Source organism: Micromonospora sp. NPDC049048 (assembly GCF_043197615.1).
In the GTDB taxonomy this organism is placed as follows: Bacteria; Actinomycetota; Actinomycetes; order Mycobacteriales; family Micromonosporaceae; genus Micromonospora.
On sequence record NZ_JBICTM010000001.1, the window covers coordinates 925,965 to 943,296 of the forward strand.

Annotated in this window: 18 protein-coding genes; 13 read left to right on the forward strand and 5 right to left on the reverse strand. The window is 71.8% G+C overall.

All coding sequences use genetic code 11. The features are described 5' to 3' along the window. Positions 1-22 precede the first annotated feature (22 nt). Positions 23-307, forward strand: coding sequence for a F0F1 ATP synthase subunit epsilon (locus tag ACGFIG_RS04380; protein WP_392999021.1), 285 nt, complete (start codon positions 23-25; stop codon positions 305-307). A gap of 12 nt (positions 308-319) precedes the next feature. Beyond that, positions 320-775, forward strand: a complete 456-nt coding sequence (locus tag ACGFIG_RS04385; RefSeq protein WP_392999023.1) for a DUF2550 domain-containing protein — start codon at positions 320-322, stop codon at positions 773-775. A gap of 247 nt (positions 776-1,022) precedes the next feature. Here the strand turns inward: ACGFIG_RS04385 and ACGFIG_RS04390 are convergent, their stop codons facing one another. Continuing rightward, positions 1,023-1,595 carry a cob(I)yrinic acid a,c-diamide adenosyltransferase gene (locus tag ACGFIG_RS04390; protein WP_392999025.1) on the reverse strand — a complete coding sequence of 191 codons (573 nt, stop codon included), beginning with the start codon at positions 1,593-1,595 and terminating at the stop codon, positions 1,023-1,025. Here ACGFIG_RS04390 and murA point away from each other — a divergent pair. Both murA and ACGFIG_RS04400 read left to right on the forward strand, forming a co-directional pair. Further along, complete coding sequence (gene murA / locus ACGFIG_RS04395; RefSeq protein WP_392999027.1) at positions 1,594-3,036, forward strand: UDP-N-acetylglucosamine 1-carboxyvinyltransferase; 1,443 nt, start codon at positions 1,594-1,596, stop codon at positions 3,034-3,036. The two genes, ACGFIG_RS04390 and murA, sit on opposite strands and share 2 nt — an antisense overlap. Before the next feature lie 151 nt (positions 3,037-3,187). Continuing rightward, positions 3,188-4,036: a 3-hydroxyacyl-CoA dehydrogenase family protein gene (locus ACGFIG_RS04400; RefSeq protein ID WP_392999029.1), complete on the forward strand. Its 849-nt coding sequence runs from the start codon at positions 3,188-3,190 to the stop codon at positions 4,034-4,036. A 63-nt stretch (positions 4,037-4,099) separates the two neighbouring features. On the opposite strand, the gene ACGFIG_RS04405 is transcribed toward ACGFIG_RS04400, so the two are convergent. Next, positions 4,100-5,284: an MFS transporter gene (locus ACGFIG_RS04405; RefSeq protein ID WP_392999031.1), complete on the reverse strand. Its 1,185-nt coding sequence runs from the start codon at positions 5,282-5,284 to the stop codon at positions 4,100-4,102. A 57-nt stretch (positions 5,285-5,341) separates the two neighbouring features. Between ACGFIG_RS04405 and ACGFIG_RS04410 the strand changes: the two genes are divergently transcribed. Next, on the forward strand, positions 5,342-6,295 hold the full coding sequence (locus tag ACGFIG_RS04410; RefSeq protein WP_392999033.1) for a helix-turn-helix domain-containing protein: 954 nt from the start codon (positions 5,342-5,344) through the stop codon (positions 6,293-6,295). A gap of 71 nt (positions 6,296-6,366) precedes the next feature. On the opposite strand, the gene ACGFIG_RS04415 is transcribed toward ACGFIG_RS04410, so the two are convergent. Beyond that, positions 6,367-7,299 (reverse strand): SDR family oxidoreductase, encoded by a 933-nt coding sequence (locus ACGFIG_RS04415; RefSeq protein ID WP_392999035.1) that lies wholly within the window; start codon positions 7,297-7,299, stop codon positions 6,367-6,369. Positions 7,300-7,392: 93 nt separating this feature from the next. On the opposite strand from ACGFIG_RS04415, the gene ACGFIG_RS04420 reads away from it, so the two are divergent. The 7 genes from ACGFIG_RS04420 to ACGFIG_RS04450 all read left to right on the forward strand — a co-directional run bounded on the left by ACGFIG_RS04420 (position 7,393) and on the right by ACGFIG_RS04450 (position 13,432). Then, entirely contained in the window at positions 7,393-7,971 is a 579-nt protein-coding gene (locus ACGFIG_RS04420) for a TetR/AcrR family transcriptional regulator (RefSeq protein ID WP_392999037.1), read from the forward strand. A 347-nt stretch (positions 7,972-8,318) separates the two neighbouring features. Next, positions 8,319-9,119 (forward strand): ABC transporter permease subunit, encoded by an 801-nt coding sequence (locus tag ACGFIG_RS04425; protein WP_392999039.1) that lies wholly within the window; start codon positions 8,319-8,321, stop codon positions 9,117-9,119. Between the two features lie 52 nt (positions 9,120-9,171). Continuing rightward, positions 9,172-10,206 carry an NrtA/SsuA/CpmA family ABC transporter substrate-binding protein gene (locus ACGFIG_RS04430; RefSeq protein ID WP_392999041.1) on the forward strand — a complete coding sequence of 345 codons (1,035 nt, stop codon included), beginning with the start codon at positions 9,172-9,174 and terminating at the stop codon, positions 10,204-10,206. Continuing rightward, positions 10,196-11,041, forward strand: coding sequence for an ABC transporter ATP-binding protein (locus ACGFIG_RS04435; RefSeq protein WP_392999043.1), 846 nt, complete (start codon positions 10,196-10,198; stop codon positions 11,039-11,041). The genes ACGFIG_RS04430 and ACGFIG_RS04435 overlap by 11 nt, the downstream gene beginning before the upstream one ends. Then, the gene (locus ACGFIG_RS04440) at positions 11,038-12,429 is read left to right on the forward strand and encodes an NtaA/DmoA family FMN-dependent monooxygenase (protein WP_392999045.1); all 1,392 of its coding nucleotides are present in this window, start codon (positions 11,038-11,040) and stop codon (positions 12,427-12,429) included. Before ACGFIG_RS04435 ends, ACGFIG_RS04440 begins: the two co-directional genes overlap by 4 nt. Beyond that, the gene (locus ACGFIG_RS04445) at positions 12,426-12,857 is read left to right on the forward strand and encodes an OsmC family protein (RefSeq protein WP_392999047.1); all 432 of its coding nucleotides are present in this window, start codon (positions 12,426-12,428) and stop codon (positions 12,855-12,857) included. Before ACGFIG_RS04440 ends, ACGFIG_RS04445 begins: the two co-directional genes overlap by 4 nt. 59 nt (positions 12,858-12,916) lie before the next feature. Continuing rightward, a complete protein-coding gene (locus ACGFIG_RS04450) occupies positions 12,917-13,432 on the forward strand; it encodes a flavin reductase family protein (RefSeq protein ID WP_392999049.1) in 516 nt (171 codons plus the stop codon). A 12-nt stretch (positions 13,433-13,444) separates the two neighbouring features. Here the strand turns inward: ACGFIG_RS04450 and ACGFIG_RS04455 are convergent, their stop codons facing one another. Then, entirely contained in the window at positions 13,445-14,290 is an 846-nt protein-coding gene (locus ACGFIG_RS04455) for an ABC transporter permease (protein WP_392999051.1), read from the reverse strand. Further along, on the reverse strand, positions 14,287-15,135 hold the full coding sequence (locus tag ACGFIG_RS04460; RefSeq protein ID WP_392999053.1) for an ABC transporter ATP-binding protein: 849 nt from the start codon (positions 15,133-15,135) through the stop codon (positions 14,287-14,289). Before ACGFIG_RS04460 ends, ACGFIG_RS04455 begins: the two co-directional genes overlap by 4 nt. Before the next feature lie 150 nt (positions 15,136-15,285). On the opposite strand from ACGFIG_RS04460, the gene ACGFIG_RS04465 reads away from it, so the two are divergent. Continuing rightward, positions 15,286-17,292, forward strand: coding sequence for a protein meaA (locus ACGFIG_RS04465; protein ID WP_392999055.1), 2,007 nt, complete (start codon positions 15,286-15,288; stop codon positions 17,290-17,292). The last annotated feature ends 40 nt before the right edge of the window (positions 17,293-17,332 follow it).

The following is a 17,332-nucleotide window of genomic DNA, read 5'->3' on the forward strand; positions in this document are numbered from 1 at the left end:
GCCGCCGCAGCAAGGAGACAGCGTGGCAAAGCAGCTTCACGTCGAGCTCGTAGCCGTCGAGGAGAAGGTCTGGTCCGGCGAGGCCGAGATGGTCGTCGCCCGTACGACCGAGGGCGAGCTGGGTGTGCTGGCGGGGCACGCGCCCCTGCTCGGCCAGCTTGCCGAGCCCGGCCAGGTGCGCATCAAGCTTCCCGGCGGCGAGCAGGTCTCCTACGAGGTGGCCGGCGGCTTCCTGTCGGTGACCGACGAGGGCGTCACCGTCCTGGCCGAGAGCGCCACCCCGGTCTCCGCCGCGCAGAGCCGCTGAGCCGAAGCGCCGATGGAGATCGTCGAGGGGATCGGAATCGGCGTCGCCGTCATCCTCGGCGCGCTGTTGATCCTCATCGTGCGGCGGGCCGTCGTCACCCGTAGCGGTGGCATCATCCGGCTCACCGTCCGGACCTCCACGATTCTCGACGGCCGCGGCTGGTCTCCCGGCTTCGGCCGCTTCGTCGGTGACGAACTCCGCTGGTACCGGCTGGTCAGCTTCGCCATCCGCCCCACCCGGGTGCTCTCCCGCAAGGCGCTCGCCGTCGAGCGGCGGCGGCTCCCCGAGGGGCAGGAACGCCTCTCGATGCCCGCCGACTGGGTCATCCTCCGCTGTACGAGCGGGCACGCTCCGGTGGAGATCGCCATGGCCCGTTCCACGGTCACCGGATTCCTCTCCTGGCTCGAGGCCGCCCCTCCGGGGGCGGTCTCGCCGCGTCTGGCCTCCCAGGACTGGCCCGCCGCCTGACGTCCCCTCGTCCTTGGGGGTTTCCGCCGGAGCCCACCCGCTCCGGTGGTCAGGCCTGATCCCTCCGCGGGCGGGCTGCCCGGAAACCCCTGCCGTCGCACTGCCCGCGATCCGGCGCACTCCCACCGCACCTTCCACCGTCAGCGGTCTACGACCTGCCGCCGGTGTACTGGAGCGCCGCGCACGCCGCAGAGGTCGGATCGACTGCCGGCGTGGCGACGCGACCAGTTCCGTCAACCGTGGGTGGTCAGCGCTTGCCGCCCGGCACCCATAGCACATCTCCGTCCGGATTTGCCGTTCTTGACAGGATAAAGAGCAAATCGGAGAGCCGGTTGAGATACTTTGCCGGGAGCGAGCTGGTCCGATCCGGGTCGTGCGCGACCAGGGCCCACGCCGCCCGCTCGGCGCGCCGGGCGACCGTCCGCGCCACGTGTAGCAGCGCCGCACCCGCGGTGCCGCCGGGGAGGATGAAGGAGTCGAGCTTGCTCAGGCGTGCGTTGTACTCGTCGCACCAGCCCTCCAGGCGCTCGACGTACGCCTCGGTGACCCGCAGCGGCGGGTACTCCGGATCGGGCTCGACCGGCGTGGACAGGTCGGCTCCCACGTCGAACATGTCGTTCTGGATCGACGCCAGGACGGCCCGCAGCTCGTCGTCGAGCTGCCCCAGGGCGAGCGCCACGCCGATCGCGGCGTTGCACTCGTCGACGTCCGCGTACGCGGAGATGCGCGGATCGGTCTTCGGTACCTGCTCGTTGTTGCTCAGCCTGGTCATGCCGGCGTCGCCGGCCCTTGTGTAGATGCGCGTGAGGTGGACGGCCATGACGCACAGCCTACGGATAGCGGACCTGACGATCCCGGAGCGCCCGGGCGGCGCCGCCGTCCGACCGGCCGGGGTGGGGCCCGGCGACGCCGCTGATCCGGCGGTCGACGAACTCGACGTCATCCGGGTACGCGGTGCCGCGCGCCTGGCCGGCACGGTGCACGTCGTCGGCGCCAAGAACTCGGCGCTGAAGCTGATGGCCGCCGCGCTGCTCGCCCCGGGCCGCAGTGTGATCACCAATGTGCCGCGGATCACCGACATCGCCATCATGGGCGAGGTGCTCCGCCGGCTCGGCTGCGGCGTCCACTTCGACGCCGACGAGCCGGTCGACCCGATGGTCGCGTACGACGGGGTGGCCCGCTCCCGGTCGGTCGTCATCGACGTGCCCGAGCGGCCCGGCACCGAGGCGGACTACGACCTCGTACGCCGGCTGCGCGCCTCGATCTGCGTGCTGGGCCCGCTGCTGGCCCGCCAGGGCTACGTGCGGGTGGCCCACCCGGGCGGGGACGCCATCGGCTCGCGGGGCCTGGACATGCACGTCTCCGGCCTGACCCGGATGGGCGCCGAGATCTCCGGCGAGCACGGGTTCGTGATCGCGTCGGCGCCGCACGGGCTGCACGGCGCGGAGATCGTGCTCGACTTCCCCAGCGTCGGGGCGACGGAGAACCTCGTCATGGCGGCGGTGCTGGCCCGGGGGCCGAGCCTCATCGACAACGCCGCGCGGGAGCCGGAGATCGTCGACATCTGCACGATGCTGAACCAGATGGGGGCCCGGATCTCCGGCGCCGGCACCTCCACCCTGCACATCGAGGGGGTGCCGGGGCTGCGGCCGGTGCGGCACGCCACGGTGGGGGACCGGATCGTGGCGGGCACCTGGGCGTTCGGCGCGGCGATGACGCAAGGGGACGTCACCGTGACCGGGGTGGAGCCGGCCTTCCTGGAGGTCGCGCTCGACAAGCTGGTCTCCGCCGGTGGCCTGGTGGAGACCCGGGGCGACGCGTTCCGGATCCGGATGGACGACCGGCCGAAGGCGGTGGACGTCGTCACGCTGCCGTACCCCGGGTTCGCCACCGACCTGCTGCCGATGGCGATCGGGCTGGCCGCGGTCAGCGACGGGGCCTCCCTGATCACCGAGAACATCTTCGACGGCCGGTTCATGTTCGCCAACGAGATGATGCGGCTGGGCGCGGACATCAAGACCGACGGCCACCACGCGGTGGTCCGCGGCCGGGAGGTGCTCTCGGGTGCGCCCGTGCGCGCCACCGACATCCGGGCCGGGGCCGGGCTGATCATCGCCGGGCTCTGCGCCGAGGGGGTCACGGAGGTCTCCCACGTGCACCACGTGGACCGGGGCTATCCGGACTTCGCGTCCGACCTGCGCGCGCTCGGGGTCGAGGTGGAGCGGGGGACCGCGCCGGAGGAGCCGGACCTGACCATCTGAGCCCGCCCGCGTCGGTAGGCACCAGCGCGGCCCGCTCCCGCTCGCGGGGCCAGGCCGGACGCGGCCGCCACATCGCCGACACGCCTTAGCATCCGTTCAGGCTCGCCGACTAGGGTGCTGGCAGACACTCAATCAGGCGAGGGAGAAGCAGATGGCGGGTCGACTCGCGGTCGTCGGGGCCGGGCTGATGGGCTCGGGTATCGCCCAGGTGGCGGCGCAGGCGGGCTGGCAGGTGACGCTGCGGGACCTGGACGACGCGGCCACCGGGCGGGGCGTGGACGGCATCCGGAAGTCGCTGGCGAAGTTCGCCGAGAAGGGGAAGATCGAGGCGTCCGAGGTCGAGGCGACCCTCGCCCGGATCACCCCGACCACCGACCTGGAGGCGGCGGCCGACGCGGACATCGTGGTCGAGGCGGTCTTCGAACGGCTGGAGATCAAGCACGAGGTGTTCCGCGCGCTCGACAAGATCTGCAAGGCCGACGCGGTGCTCGCGACCAACACCTCGGCCATCCCGGTGACGCAGATCGCCGCGGTGACCGAGCGCCCGGAGGCGGTCGTCGGCACCCACTTCTTCTCGCCGGTGCCGATGATGAAGCTCTGCGAGCTGGTACGCGGCTACAAGACCAGCGACGAGACCCTGGCGACGGTGAAGGCGTTCGCCGAGGGCATCGGCAAGACCGTCGTGGTGGTCAACCGCGACATCGCGGGCTTCGTCACCACCCGGCTGATCTCCGCCCTGGTCGTCGAGGCGGTCAAGCTCGTCGAGTCGGGCGTGGTGTCGGCCGAGGACCTGGACACCGCCTGCCGCCTTGGTTTTGGCCACGCCATGGGCCCGCTGGCCACCACGGACCTGACCGGCGTGGACGTGCTGCTGCACGCATCGAAGAACATCTACACCGACACGGCGGACGAGAAGTTCTTCCCGCCGGAGCTGCTCCAGCGCATGGTCACCGCGGGCGACCTGGGCCGCAAGAGCGGCAAGGGCTTCTACACGTACTGACGGGCGGGTCGGCGGCGACGCGCTCGGCGTCGTCGACGCAGCCGGGGCGACGTCCCCGGCCGCTCAGCGGACCGCCTCCGCCAGTGCGGGGGCGGTCCGTCGCAGCCCGGCGGTGAGCACGAGCGTGGCCACCAGCGACGCCGCGGCGAGCAGCGCGACGGCCCAGCTCGCCGGGACCAGGTCCGCGACCGTGCCGGCGAGCACGGCACACAGCGCCTGCGTGGCCAGCATCCCGTTGTGGTGCAGGCCGAGCACCTGGCCCCGGATCTCAGCGGGCGAGTGGGCGATCAGCCGCTCCTGCAACGGCAGCCCGGCGGCGAAGCCCACCGAGGCGACGACCGCGACGAGCATGGCCAGCGGCAGCGCCGGCGACAGCGCGAAGACCAGGTACGGCAGGGCGAGCAGCAGCCGGAGGACGGGGACCAGCCGGTCCCGCCAGTCCGGCGGCAGGAACCGTCCCACCCCGATGTCGCCGGCCAGCATGCCGAGGGCCGCGGCAGCGTAGAGGAAACCGGCCCGATCCCCGGCGTACGGCACGAAGAGCGCCTCGCAACCGACGACCAGTCCGCCCGGCACCCACAGGTTGAGCAGGAGCGAGCGACGACCGGGATCCGTCCACAGTTCCCGGTTCACCCGCAGGGTGCGCCCGACCGTCATCCGGGCGGTGGCCCGCGCCGGGCGCTCCGAGATCCCGAACCACCCGACCGCCGCCGCCACCACCCGCAGCACCGTCGAGAGCAGGAACACCTCGTACGGGTTCAGCCAGACCAGCACGACGCCGGCCAGTCCGAACCCGGCGATCTGCATCGCGCCGACGCTCGTGTTCATCGTGGACCTGCCCAGCACGTAGGCGTCGGTCGGCAGGATGTCGGTGAGCAGCGCCCACCGGGCCCCGCCGGTGATCGAGCCGACGTACGCGCCGACGAAGATGATCGCGAACCGGGCCCACAGCGGCAGGCCGGGCACGGCCTGCAACGCCGTGCCGGCGGCGACCACCAGGGCGGCGAGGGTCAGCGCCCGGCGGGGCGGCAGGCTGTCCGCGGCCGACAGCAACGTCAGGCTGCCGAGCACGCCGGCGAGTGGTGCGCCGAACATGCTCAGCGCGGTGAGCAGCGCCGAGCCGGTCGACGCGTAGGTCAGCGCGCCCAGCGCCAGCGCCGACGTCGTGTGCGCCGCGATCCCCGCGCAGTTCGCCAGGAACAGGTTGCGGAACTCCCGGACCGCGAACAGATCCGCGTACGTCTTCACGGCGCCATCGTCGAGGGCACCGGGCGGATCTCGTAGAGTTACGTCCGGAGGCGAAACGTGGGCGTCTGGCAGGTGCCGTCGGATCTACTCGCGCGCAGCCGCTTCACGGTCTCGCCGATGGTCGACACGATCGCCGCGCTGCGCGCGCTGCACGACCCGCGTACCCCGTGGCAGCGGGCCTGGCGAGCACGGCACGTCGAGGCGTTCCGACGGATGCTGGCCGGTCGACCGGTCATCCGGGCGCTGCTGCCCGCGTCGTTCCATCCCCGGTGGACCGCGGACTTCCTCACCGTCGCGCCCGCCGGGCCGGAGCCGACGTTCGCGGCGGAGCTGGCGGCCGTCGGGCGGCTGTCCGACGAGCGGATCCGGGCCGACCTGCGCGCCACCCGCCCGGAGCCGCTCTCCGCCGAGTTGCGGGCGGACGGTCTCGCCGGTCAGGTGGTGGAGCTGCTCGACTGGGTCTGGACGCACACCGTCGAGCCGGAGTGGCCGAAGCGGGAACGCCGGCTGCGGGCGGACATCGTGGCCCGCACCGCCGCGTTGAGCACGGGCGGCTGGGCCGCGGTGTTCGCCGACCTCAACCGCAACATGCGCTGGCTGGGCGACGGCCGTCTCCAGGTCAACGACTACCCGGAGCCGCCGCTGTCGCTGGACGAGGCCGAGCAACTTGTCTTCCTTCCGGCGCACTGCCGTCGTGGCTGGGTGGTCTGGGACAGGCCGGTCCGGTTCGGGATGGTGTATCCGGTGCGGGGGGTCCTGGTCGATCCCACGTCACCGGCCTCCGACGGGCTCGCCAGGCTGATCGGCGCGAACCGGGCCAACATCCTGGCCAGGCTGGACACGCCGCTGAGCACCTCGCAGCTCGTGGTGGTGACCGGGCTGTCCCTCGGGACGGTGAGCGACCACCTGCGGGTGCTGCTGGACGCGGGCGCCGTCGGCAAGCGGCGGTCCGGGCGCGAGGTGCTCTACTGGCGTACGCCGCTCGGGGTCGCGCTCGTCGCCGGCGGCTGAGCCGGGCCGCCCGCCCACCGGTGGCGAAAGGGCCGCCCGTGCGGCTGTCGCGCCTGGTCCACTCGGTGGGCTCAGGTGAAGTAGTGGCCCTGTTGGAGGTCCGCGATCAGTCCGGGGCCAGCAGGCCGCCATCCGAGAAGGTCGCGGGTGATCTGTGCCGAGGCGGGCCCGTCGACTGCCCAGAGATCGCCGAGCCAGCCGACGTAGTCGCCAGCTTCCTCAGAGCTGACGGAGACCGCCGGGACGGCCAGACGCGCGGCGAGGACCTCGGCGACCGTACGGATCGGCACGCCCTCGTCGTCGACCGCGTGCAGCACGGACCCGGCCGGCGCGGACTCGACCGCGAGGCGGAACAGCCGCGCGGCGTCGTCGCGGTGGACGGCGGGCCAGCGGTTGCCGCCCTCGCCGACGTACGCGGCGGCGCCCTTCTGGCGGGCGAAGCCGATCGCGGTGGCGGTGAAGCCGTTGTCGCCCCTGCCGTGGGTGGCGGGTGGGAGCCGCACGATCGAGGAGCGGATCCCGTGCTCGGCGAGGGCGAGGGCCCGGCGGGCGTTCGCCATCCGGCCGCCGGCGCCGCTGACCGGGCCCGTGCTGCCAGCGTCCGGGGCCAGCCCGTCGCGTTCGGTGGCGACGACACCGGAGGGCAGCCCGAGTACGCCGAGCATGCCGGAGGCCATGACGAACGGCTTGCCGGTGCCGGCGAGGGCCTCGCCGAAGGCCTCGACCGCCCCGCGATCGGCGTCGGTGGCGCCGGCGGAGTCGCCGACGAAGAACAGGTCGTGCTTGAACGCGAGGTGGACGACGCCGTCGGAGCCGGCGGCCGCGTCGCGCAGGTCGTCGAGGTCGTCGAGCGATCCCGGACGGGCCTCGGCTCCCATCGCCCGCAGGGACTCAGCCGCCGCGTCCGAACGGGCCAGCCCGGTGACCTTGTGGCCGGCGGCGATCAGCTCGGGGACGAGCCCTCGGCCGACCCAGCCCGACGCACCGGTGACGAACACGTGCATGGGGACCTCCCAGATCCTAGAACGATCGTGCTAGAAACAACCGTAGTACGATCGTTCTAGGAATCGCAAGACGAGAGGGATCGCGAGGCGGCGATGACGGGACGGCCGGTCAATCACCAGCGGCGGGCCGACCTGCTCGACGCCGCAGTGGACTACGCGATACGGCACGGGTTCGCCGAGCTGTCGTGGCGGCCGGTGGCCCGCGCCCTCGGGGTGTCGACCACCACGCTGGTGCATCACTTCGGCACCAAGGAGCAGATGCTCGAAGCCATCCTCGGTCGGCTGCGGGAGCGCGCTTTCGCGGCCACGAGCGATGCGGTCGGCGACCAGCCCGACCTGGCTGCGGCCGCGCGCGCGGTCTGGGCCCGCGCCTCCGATCCGCGGCAGTCGGCGGAGTTCAGGCTGTTCTTCGCGGTCTACGGACGCGCCCTGCAGGCGCCGCGACAGTTCGCGGAGTTCCTCGAGCGCGTCGTGGCCGACTGGATGAGCGCCCTGGTCGACGCACAAGGGTCGGACGCCGACGTGGCGGCGGCGACGCGCAGGGCCACCCTGGTGATCGCGACGATCCGCGGGCTGCTGCTCGATCTGCTGGCCACCGGCGACCGCGACCGCGTCCAGGCCGCGGCCGACAGCTTCCTGGCGACTCTCGAACGCGACGCGCCGCCGCGCTGAGCGACGCGCCGCCGCGCTGAGCGACGCGCCGCCGCGCTGAGCGACGCGCCGCCGCGCTGAGCGACGCGCCGCCGCGCTGAGCGACGCCCCGGCGCTGAGCGGCCGGCATCGGGGAACACGGCCCGCTATCGCTGACCCTCGAATCAGTTAACTGCCCGGTCGGAGCTGCCGCCGATCCGGCCGGCAAGCCTCTGACCTGCGATGTTACGCCAGTCACATCGGCTACGGCTATCCCGGGGAACTGACCCCTGGCTAATATCCCTATCTAACCGATCTGGTTTGTGGGACTTAGTGGATGGTCTGCGGCGTCAGCGGCAGTCGGCCGCGTGTCCGGACGGAAGGTTGTGATGAGTTCCACCGCCGCTCACTCGGGCATCTCGTGGCTGCGGCTGGGGATGCGTCTCGCGCCCTGGCTGAGCGTGCTCGCGATCGTCGCGATCTGGACCGTGACCACGGCGACGGGTTCGGTGTCGGCCCAGTTCCTTCCGTCCCCGACCGACGTCGCCGGTGCCGCGACGGAACTGGCCGAGACAGGTCTGCTGTGGCCCTCCATCGGGGTCACGGTCACCCGGGGGCTGCTCGGGGCCGGCATCGGCATCGCGGCCGGGACGCTGCTGGGCCTGCTCGCCGGGTTCGCCCGCTGGGCCGAGTTCGTGCTCGACAAGCCGGTCCAGATCGTGCGGGCCGTCCCGTTCACGGCCATGCTTCCCCTGCTCATTCTCTGGGTCGGCATCGGCGAGCAGACCAAGGTGCTGCTCGTGGTGCTGGCCACGGCGGTCCCGGTCTACTTCAACACCTTCGGCGGCATCCGGAACGTGGACCGCAAACTGGTCGAGGCCGGCAGGGTCTACGGCCTGACCGCGTACCAGCTCTCCACGCGGGTGCTCCTACGCGGAGCCCTGCCTTCGGTATTCATCGGGATCCGGTACGCGCTCGGCATCACCTGGGCGGTGCTCGTGATCGCCGAGAGTCTCAACGCGGTGAGCGGCATCGGCTTCCTCCTGACCAACGCACGCCAGTACGGGCAGGGTGACGTGGTCGTCCTCTGTGTCGTCCTGTACGCCGCGTTGGGACTGGTCACCGACGCGCTCGTGGCGCTGCTCGAGCGCCGGGTCTTCCGGTGGCGACAAGCCCACCGCGGTGTCTAGCCCCCACCGGACGGATCGGTCCGGGCAAGCGCGCCAACAAAGGAAACGTGACATGAGAAATCCACCCCGCCCCCGTATTCGTCGTCGCGCGCTCAGCGGCCTCGTGCTCGCTGCGGCCCTCGCCCTGACCGCCTGCGCCGGTGACCCGGCCTCCTCGGCCACCTCCACGGGTGCCTCCTCCTCGCCGGGAGGCCCGACCGATCCGGCCGTCGCCCGGGTCGGGTACTTCGGCGGCACCAACCTCTGGACTCTCGCCGAGGACAGCAACGCCGTGTCGGACGCCCTCAAGAAGATCGGCGGGTCCGTGCAGTGGAACGGGCCGCTCGCACCGGTCGAGGCATCCGAGGCGGCCAAGGCCGGTCGGATCGACTTCACCTCGAACTCGGTGGCGACCTTCTTCAACGAGGCGGACTCCGCGTCGAGCCTGGTGGCCTTCGCCCTGGTCCGCAACAAGGGCGACAACCAGGGAATCGTCGTCCGCAACAAGGCCGGCATCTCGACCGTCGCCGATCTCGCCGGGAAGCGGGTCGCGGTGAGCACCCCCGGTTCGACGGGCGAGTACGTGCTGCTCGCCGCGTTGGAGTCGGCCGGCCTCAAGGCCGACGCCGTCAAGGTCGTCTACATCGCCAATCCCGCCGACGGCGTCTCCGCACTCGCCAGTGGCGATGTGGACGCCCTCGCCACCTGGGACAACTTCCTGGCGTCGGCCCAACTGGTCAAGGACACCACGGTGCTGACGACCAACGCGCAGACGGGGGCGCGCAACTGGAGCCTGTTCGTCGTCACCCGGGCGTTCCTCGACGCGCACCCCGCCACCGTCAAGGCCGTGTTCGAGGGACTCGCCAACCAGGCGACCCAGATCCGCACCGACCGTGAGGTGGAGAAGAAGGCACGACTGGCGGACGGGCAACCGGCCGCACTCGTCGACGTCGTGGTGGGCTTCGACCCCGGAGAACTGGTCGCGATCAACAACGAGGTCCTGGCGCAGATCAAGGAGGTCGGCGAGCAGACCGTACGTTTCGGGTTCCGCAAGAGCGTCCCCGATCTCTCCAAGAACTACGTGGACGTCACGACCCTTGGCGACTGACATGCTCGAACTGGCCAGCAACGTCTCTCGCGCGTTCGGCGACCAGCGTGTTCTCGACGGACTGGACCTGACCGTCGGGGAGGGCGAGATCGTCGCCCTCCTCGGCCGGTCCGGTTCCGGGAAGTCCACCCTCCTGCGCCTGCTCGCCGGACTGGACGAGCCGGACGCCGGTCGGGTCTCGGTGCCGGACCAGGTGGCGGTCGTCTTCCAGGAGCCGCGGCTGTTCCCGTGGCTCAGCGTGCTCGACAACGTGACCGTGGGCCTGCCCGGCGCCTCGACCGGAGCGGGGCTCGACGCGCTCGCCGAGGTCGGGCTCGCCGACAAGAGTCACGCCTGGCCGTTGACCCTGTCGGGCGGGGAGGCCCAGCGGGTCGCCCTGGCCCGTGCCCTGGTCCGGGAGCCCCGGCTCATGCTGTTCGACGAGCCGTTCGGCGCGCTCGACGCCCTCACCCGCATCTCCATGCACCAACTCGTCGTCAGGCTCTGGGAACGGCACGCGGCGACCGTGGTGCTGGTGACGCACGACGTCGACGAGGCGGTGGCGCTGGCCGACCGGATCCTCGTGCTGCGGGAGGGGCGGATCGCCCGTTCGCTCGCGGTCGCCAGGGACGCCGCCGGCCTGGTCCCGGGGCCGGAACTGCTCGCCCACCGGGCCGAACTGCTCGGCTGGCTGGGTGTCGAGCGGCAGGGCAGCTTGCGCAGGAAGTCCCGCGCGGCGGTGCCCGCCGAGCCACCCGAACCCGACACGCAACGCCCCGACATCCCCGGGAACGCCGCGTCCGGCGGACGCCGGGTGTCCCCACCATCGCCCGCAGGAAGGTACGCCCCGAAATGACCCACGAGCATGTGAGACTCGGTCTCGTCTACAGCGGGATCGGACGCCACTCCAGCGCCTGGCGGCTGCCGGAGGTCAGGGCGGACGGCTACACCGACCCGACGCTGGTCGCCGAGAGCGTGCAGCTCGCCGAGCGCGGCAAGTTGGACTTCTTCTTCGTCGGCAACTCGCTGACCAGCTCCGCCCACCGGGGCAACTTCGCGTACACCGGCAAGAGCGTCCAGGTGTCGCACGACCACCTCTTCGCCGTCGAGGGCTTCGCCCTGATGGCCTACGCGGCGGCATTCAGCGAGAAGGTCGGCCTCGTGGTGACCTTCAACTCGACGTACAACGATCCGTTCCACATCGCCCGCGTCACCGCGACCCTCGACCACCTCTCGCGTGGGCGGCTCGGTCTCAACATCGTCACCGGGTCGGACCTCTCGGCGGCCTACAACTTCGGACGGGAGCGGCACCTGGACAACGAGGACCGGTACGACCGGGTCGAGGAGTTCACCGACGTGCTGCGGGACCTGTGGGACAGCTGGGAGGACGGCTGGCTCGTCGCGGACAAGGAGCAGGCCGTCTACCACGACGTCAGCAAGGCGCGGCGGATCGACCACACCGGTAAGCACTTCTCGATCCGGGGCCCGCTGAACTTCCCCCGGCCGCCACAGGGACACGTTCCCTTCATGCACCCCGGATACTCCGAGCGCTCACTCGAGTACGCCGCCAAGTACACCGAGATGCGGTTCATCCAGTGGCGGCACGCCGAGTGGAACAAGGCGTACTACGCCGACATCAAGTCCCGCGTCGTCCGGCACGGACGGGACGCCGACGACCACCTGCTCATCGCGGGGATCACCCCCTACGTCGCCGAGAACGCGCGGGACGCGCACGCCAGGTTCCGCGCGGTGCAGGACCTGAACACCAACGTCTTCGTACCGCAGGTGCTGTCCGAGCAGCTCGGGATCGACCTCGCCGGCCGTACGGGAGCGGACCGGGTGCTGGCCGCGATCGACCGTACGCTCATCCCCGAGAAGGCATGGATCATCGACAACGCGGTCGCGAGCTTCGACGACGAGGACATCACCCTGGAGGACCTGACCCACTACATGGGCAACAATCCCCAGTCGCAGCCGGCGATCGTGGGGGACGCGAAACAACTCGCCGACTTCGTCGAGTCCAACTTCCGGGACGGGGCGTTCGACGGCCTGGCGATCTGCCAGCCCTACTGGCCCGGACCGGCGGCGGACTTCGTCGACCTGGTGGTGCCGGAACTCCAGCGTCGGGGCGTCTTCCGGACCGAGTACACGACGTCGACGCTGCGTGAACACCTCGGACTCAAGCCCGCGCCGAACCGGCTGGCCGAACGCGCGGCGGTCGCCGAGGACGGCGGTGCGGCGTGACCACGGTCGCAACCGACCGGCAGCCGTACGTGCTGACGCTGCGGTCGACCGAGGTGGTGGGGCGCTTCGTCGCCGACGCTGACGTGGCGTTCACCATCGACAACGGCAAGCTGGTGGAGCACGTCGAGCACCCGGGCACGGCGGCGTACTTCCTGGCCAGCCTCGCGGGATGCGCGCTGAACCTCATCGCGGCGCGGTCGGTCGAGTGGGAGTTGCCGTACCCGCGACTCAAGGTCGGCGCGTCGTACCTGGTCGACGCGGACGACAGCACCCGCTTCGAACGCATCGAGCTGTCCTTCAGGTTCGCCGACACGCCCGAGGAGCAGAGCCGGCGCTACGTCGACGACTTCACGGCCCGCTGCCCGATCTACAACACCCTGGTGCGCGGTGGAGCACCGATCAGCATCGAGGTCCAGGTGGGCGATTGATCCCCAGGGGATCGCCCGACGGGGGGCCGGGCACGTCGTACCCCGACCAGGAGGAACCCATGACCGTCACCGCCGAGCCGGCCCAGCCGGTCGACCCGGACACGTTCCGTGCCCTGTTGCGCCGGCAGGCCGCGTCCGTCGCGGTGGTCACCGCCCCGGGCACCCCGCCGGTGGGGTTCACCGCCACCTCGTTCACGTCGGTCTCGCTGCGTCCACCGCTGGTGTCGTTCTGCCTGGACCGGTCGTCGTCGAGTTGGCCGACCGTCGCCGGCGCCGAGCACGTGGCGGTGCACCTGCTCGGCGCCGACCAGCAGGACGTGGCGCGGACGTTCGCCACCAGGGGCATCGACCGCTTCGCCGCGTGCCCCGGCTGGCAGTACGGCCCGTACGGGGTGCCGCTGCTGCACGGGCCGGTCGCCTGGCTGCTGTGCCGGGTCACCGAGCGGGTGCTCGCCGGGGACCACGCGATCGTGCTGGCCGAGCCGCTGGCCGGCCGGCACGGCGAGGGCGCCCCGCTGCTCTACCACATGGGCCGGTACGCCGCCCTGCCCCCGGATGGCGGCCCCACCCCTTGACGGGGCACGAACTCAGCCGTCGCGCTTGGTGGTCCAGCGGAACGTGGTCAGGCAGAGCACCAGGCCGATCACGCACCACGCGACGAGCACCAGGGCGACCCGGTCCAGCTCGAACGAGCCGCCCGGCTCACGGGCGCCGAAGGCCTCCGGCAGGAAGACCGAGCGCAGGCCCTGGCACATCCACTTCAGCGGGAAGAGCGCCGCCACCTGCTGCATCCACGTCGGCAGCTCGGTGAAGACGAAGAAGACCCCGGAGATGAACTGGAGCACCAGCGCGACCGGGGTGACCACCGCCGAGCCACTGCGGGCGGTGCGGGCCAGCGACGAGATGGCGATGCCGCACAGCGTGCAGGCGGTGATGCCGAGCACCGACACCCAGCCGAACGTCAGCCACTTCGCGGCGGTGCCGGGCAGCTCCAGGTCGAACAGCGCCACCGACACGGCGAGCAGCAGCACGGTCTCGGCGATGCCGATCGCCACCACCATGATCACCTTGCCGGCGAACCAGACCCACTTCGGCATCGGCGTGCCCCGGTAGCGCTTGAGCACCCCCCGGTCGCGCTCGATCGGGATCCAGACGCCGAGGTTCTGGAAGCTCACCGTCATCAGGCCGGTGGCGATCATGCCGGTGATGAAGTACTGGGTGTAGCTGACCCCGGGGGCGATCTCGTCACTGAAGATCGCCGCGAAGATCAGGATCATGATGACCGGGAAACCCATCGTGAAGACGACGGACTCCCGGCTGCGCAGGAACTGGGTGATCTCCAGCCGGCTCTGCCGCAGGCTGAGGCCGACCGGACCGGGCCGCCGGGCGGCTGCCGTGCTGGCCGGCGTGGCCGGCTTCATCGTGGTGGTCATCGGTGTCCGATCATCCGCAGGTAGATGTCCTCCAGGGTCGGCCGGGTCACCGTCAGGCCCGGGACCTCACCGCCGAAACGCGCGGCCAGCTCCGCCACGAGCGCCGTCGGCGTCGCACTCTCCGCCGTCTCCAGCACCCCCTCCGGCGTACGCCAGGAGACCGTCGCCAGGGCCTCCCGCCGGTTGCCGAGCTGGTCGGGCGTGGACACCTCGACCACCCGGCCGCCCGCGATCACGCCGACCCGGTCGGCGAGGGACTCGGCCTCGTCGAGGTAGTGGGTGGTGAGCACGATGGTGGTGCCGGCGGCGGCCAGGTCCCGGATCAGCTCCCAGAACTCCCGGCGCGCCTCCGGGTCGAAGCCGGTGGTCGGCTCGTCGAGGAAGAGCAGCTCGGGGCGGCCGACGATGCCGAGGGCCACGTCGAGCCGGCGCTTCTGCCCGCCGGAGAGGGTGTGCGTACGCGCCTTCGCCTTGCCGGCCAGCCCGACGCGCTCGATGACCTTGTCCGGGTCGTCGGCGTCGGCGTAGAAGCCGGCGAAGTGGCGCACCACCTCGGCGACCGTCAGCTCGTCGAACTCGCCCGTGCCCTGGAGCACGATGCCCACCCGGGAGCGCCAGTCGGCGGCCGGACGGGCCGGGTCGCTGCCGAGGACGTCGACGTCGCCGGCGTCGCGCCGCCGGTAGCCCTCCAGGATCTCCACGGTGGTGGTCTTGCCGGCGCCGTTGGGGCCGAGGAGGGCGAAGACCTCGCCACGGTGGACGTCGAGATCCACGCCCGCCACGGCGACGTTCCCGCCGTACGCCTTGCGCAGCCCCCGTACGGAGATCGCCAGCTCGTCATGCATGCGTCAAGTGTGCGACCTGCTCGCGGCGGCCGACCGGGCGGGGTGTGGCGGTCGCACCCATGTCGGGTGCTTCGCACCCGGGTTTCCGCTCCATGGAGCTGTGTGGTTTTCCACAACCTCGGTGACTGAACGGTAACTTAGACTCCGGCCATGGACGAGAAGGCTCTCCCCGGCCGGCTGCCCGAGCGCGACCGCCCCTGGGTGATGCGCACGTACGCCGGGCACAGCTCGGCCGCCGCGACGAACGCGCTCTTCCGCCGCAACCTGGCGAAGGGGCAGACCGGGCTGTCGGTCGCCTTCGATCTGCCCACGCAGACCGGCTACGACCCCGACCACGAGCTCGCCGCCGGTGAGGTGGGCCGGGTGGGCGTCCCGGTGGCGCACCTCGGCGACATGCGGGCCCTCTTCGACGGCATCCCGCTGGCCGAGATGAACACGTCCATGACCATCAACGCCCCGGCCATGTGGCTGCTCGCCCTCTACGGCACGGTCGGCGCCGAGCAGGGGGCCGAGCTGTCCCGCTGCGCGGGCACCACGCAGAACGACATCATCAAGGAGTACCTGTCCCGGGGGACGTACATCTTCCCGCCGGCGGCGTCGCTGCGGCTGACCGCCGACGTCGTCGCGTACACGCTGCGCGAGATGCCGCGCTGGAACCCGGTGAACATCTGCTCGTACCACCTCCAGGAGGCCGGCGCGACGCCGGTGCAGGAGGTCGGCTTCGCGCTCTCCACCGCCGTCGCGGTGCTCGACGCGGTCCGCGACTCCGGGCAGGTGCCCGCCGAGCGGATGGGCGACGTCGTGCAGCGGGTCTCCTTCTTCGTCAACGCCGGGGTGCGCTTCGTCGAGGAGATCGCCAAGATGCGCGCCTTCGGGGCGCTCTGGGACGAGATCACCCGCGAGCGCTACGGGGTGGAGAACCCGAAGCAGCGCCGGTTCCGCTACGGCGTACAGGTCAACTCGCTGGGCCTGACCGAGGCGCAGCCGGAGAACAACATCCAGCGCATCGTGCTGGAGATGCTCGGCGTGACCCTCTCCCGGGACGCCCGCGCCCGCGCCGTGCAGCTGCCCGCCTGGAACGAGGCGCTCGGCCTGCCCCGGCCGTGGGACCAGCAGTGGTCGCTGCGCATGCAGCAGGTGCTCGCGTACGAGTCGGACCTGCTGGAGTACCCGGACCTGTTCGAGGGCTCGCACGTGATGACCGCGCTGGTCGAGGAGATCGTCACCGGGGCCCGGGTCGAGCTGGAGAAGGTGCTGGAGATGGGCGGCGTGGTCGCCGCCGTCGAGACCGGCTACCTCAAGAACGCGCTGGTCGCCTCGCTGGCCGAGCGGCGTCGCCGGATCGAGTCCGGGGCCGACGTGGTGGTCGGCGTCAACAGGTTCACCGAGACCGAGTCGTCGCCACTGACCGCCGCCGGAGCCGGGTCGGTCGAGCAGGTCGACCCGGCCGTCGAGGCGGCGGCCACTGAGGCCGTACGCCGGTGGCGGGCCGGGCGGGACGACGCGGCGGTCGACGCCGCGCTGGCCCGGCTGCGCGCGGACGCCGCGACCACGACGAACCTGATGCCGGCGACGCTGGAGTGCGTGCGGGTCGGGGTGACCACCGGCGAGTGGGCCGGCGCGCTGCGCCAGGTCTTCGGCGAGTACCGGGCGCCCACCGGTCTGACCGGCGCCGCCGGCGTCGGCGGGGACGCCACCCTGGCCGCCGTCCGGCAGCGCGTCGCGGCCACCGCCCGCGAGCTGGGCAGCGGCCGGCTGCGGCTGCTCGTCGGCAAGCCCGGCCTCGACGGGCACTCCAACGGCGCGGAGCAGATCGCGGTACGCGCCCGCGACGCCGGATTCGAGGTGGTCTACCAGGGCATCCGGCTGACCGCCGGACAGATCGTCGCCGCCGCCGTCGAGGAGGACGTGGACCTGGTCGGCCTCTCGGTGCTCTCCGGCTCGCACCTGGCGGCGGTGCCGGCGGTGCTGGACGGCCTGCGCGCCGCCGGCCGGGCGGACCTGCCCGTGGTGGTCGGCGGGATCATCCCGGCCGACGACGCGGAGCAGCTGCGTGCCGCCGGGGTGGCCCGCGTCTTCACGCCCAAGGACTTCGCCCTGACCGGCATCATCGACGAGCTGGTGACCGTGGTGCGCGACGCCAACGGCCTGGGCTGACAGCAAGGGGTCCCCCGTCGGCGAGGGACCCCTTGCTCCG

What these genes read in the sequence shown, in the direction of transcription:
- ACGFIG_RS04385 (WP_392999023.1), top strand. Translation starts at nt 320, where the DNA reads ATGGAGATCGTCGAGGGGATCGGAATCGGCGTCGCCGTCATCCTCGGC.
- murA (WP_392999027.1), top strand. Translation starts at nt 1,594, where the DNA reads ATGACGCACAGCCTACGGATAGCGGACCTGACGATCCCGGAGCGCCCG.
- ACGFIG_RS04390 (WP_392999025.1), bottom strand. Translation starts at nt 1,595, where the DNA reads ATGGCCGTCCACCTCACGCGCATCTACACAAGGGCCGGCGACGCCGGC.
- ACGFIG_RS04400 (WP_392999029.1), top strand. Translation starts at nt 3,188, where the DNA reads ATGGCGGGTCGACTCGCGGTCGTCGGGGCCGGGCTGATGGGCTCGGGT.
- ACGFIG_RS04415 (WP_392999035.1), bottom strand. Translation starts at nt 7,299, where the DNA reads ATGCACGTGTTCGTCACCGGTGCGTCGGGCTGGGTCGGCCGAGGGCTC.
- ACGFIG_RS04420 (WP_392999037.1), top strand. Translation starts at nt 7,393, where the DNA reads ATGACGGGACGGCCGGTCAATCACCAGCGGCGGGCCGACCTGCTCGAC.
- ACGFIG_RS04425 (WP_392999039.1), top strand. Translation starts at nt 8,319, where the DNA reads ATGAGTTCCACCGCCGCTCACTCGGGCATCTCGTGGCTGCGGCTGGGG.
- ACGFIG_RS04430 (WP_392999041.1), top strand. Translation starts at nt 9,172, where the DNA reads ATGAGAAATCCACCCCGCCCCCGTATTCGTCGTCGCGCGCTCAGCGGC.
- ACGFIG_RS04440 (WP_392999045.1), top strand. Translation starts at nt 11,038, where the DNA reads ATGACCCACGAGCATGTGAGACTCGGTCTCGTCTACAGCGGGATCGGA.
- ACGFIG_RS04450 (WP_392999049.1), top strand. Translation starts at nt 12,917, where the DNA reads ATGACCGTCACCGCCGAGCCGGCCCAGCCGGTCGACCCGGACACGTTC.
- ACGFIG_RS04455 (WP_392999051.1), bottom strand. Translation starts at nt 14,290, where the DNA reads ATGACCACCACGATGAAGCCGGCCACGCCGGCCAGCACGGCAGCCGCC.
- ACGFIG_RS04460 (WP_392999053.1), bottom strand. Translation starts at nt 15,135, where the DNA reads ATGCATGACGAGCTGGCGATCTCCGTACGGGGGCTGCGCAAGGCGTAC.
- ACGFIG_RS04465 (WP_392999055.1), top strand. Translation starts at nt 15,286, where the DNA reads ATGGACGAGAAGGCTCTCCCCGGCCGGCTGCCCGAGCGCGACCGCCCC.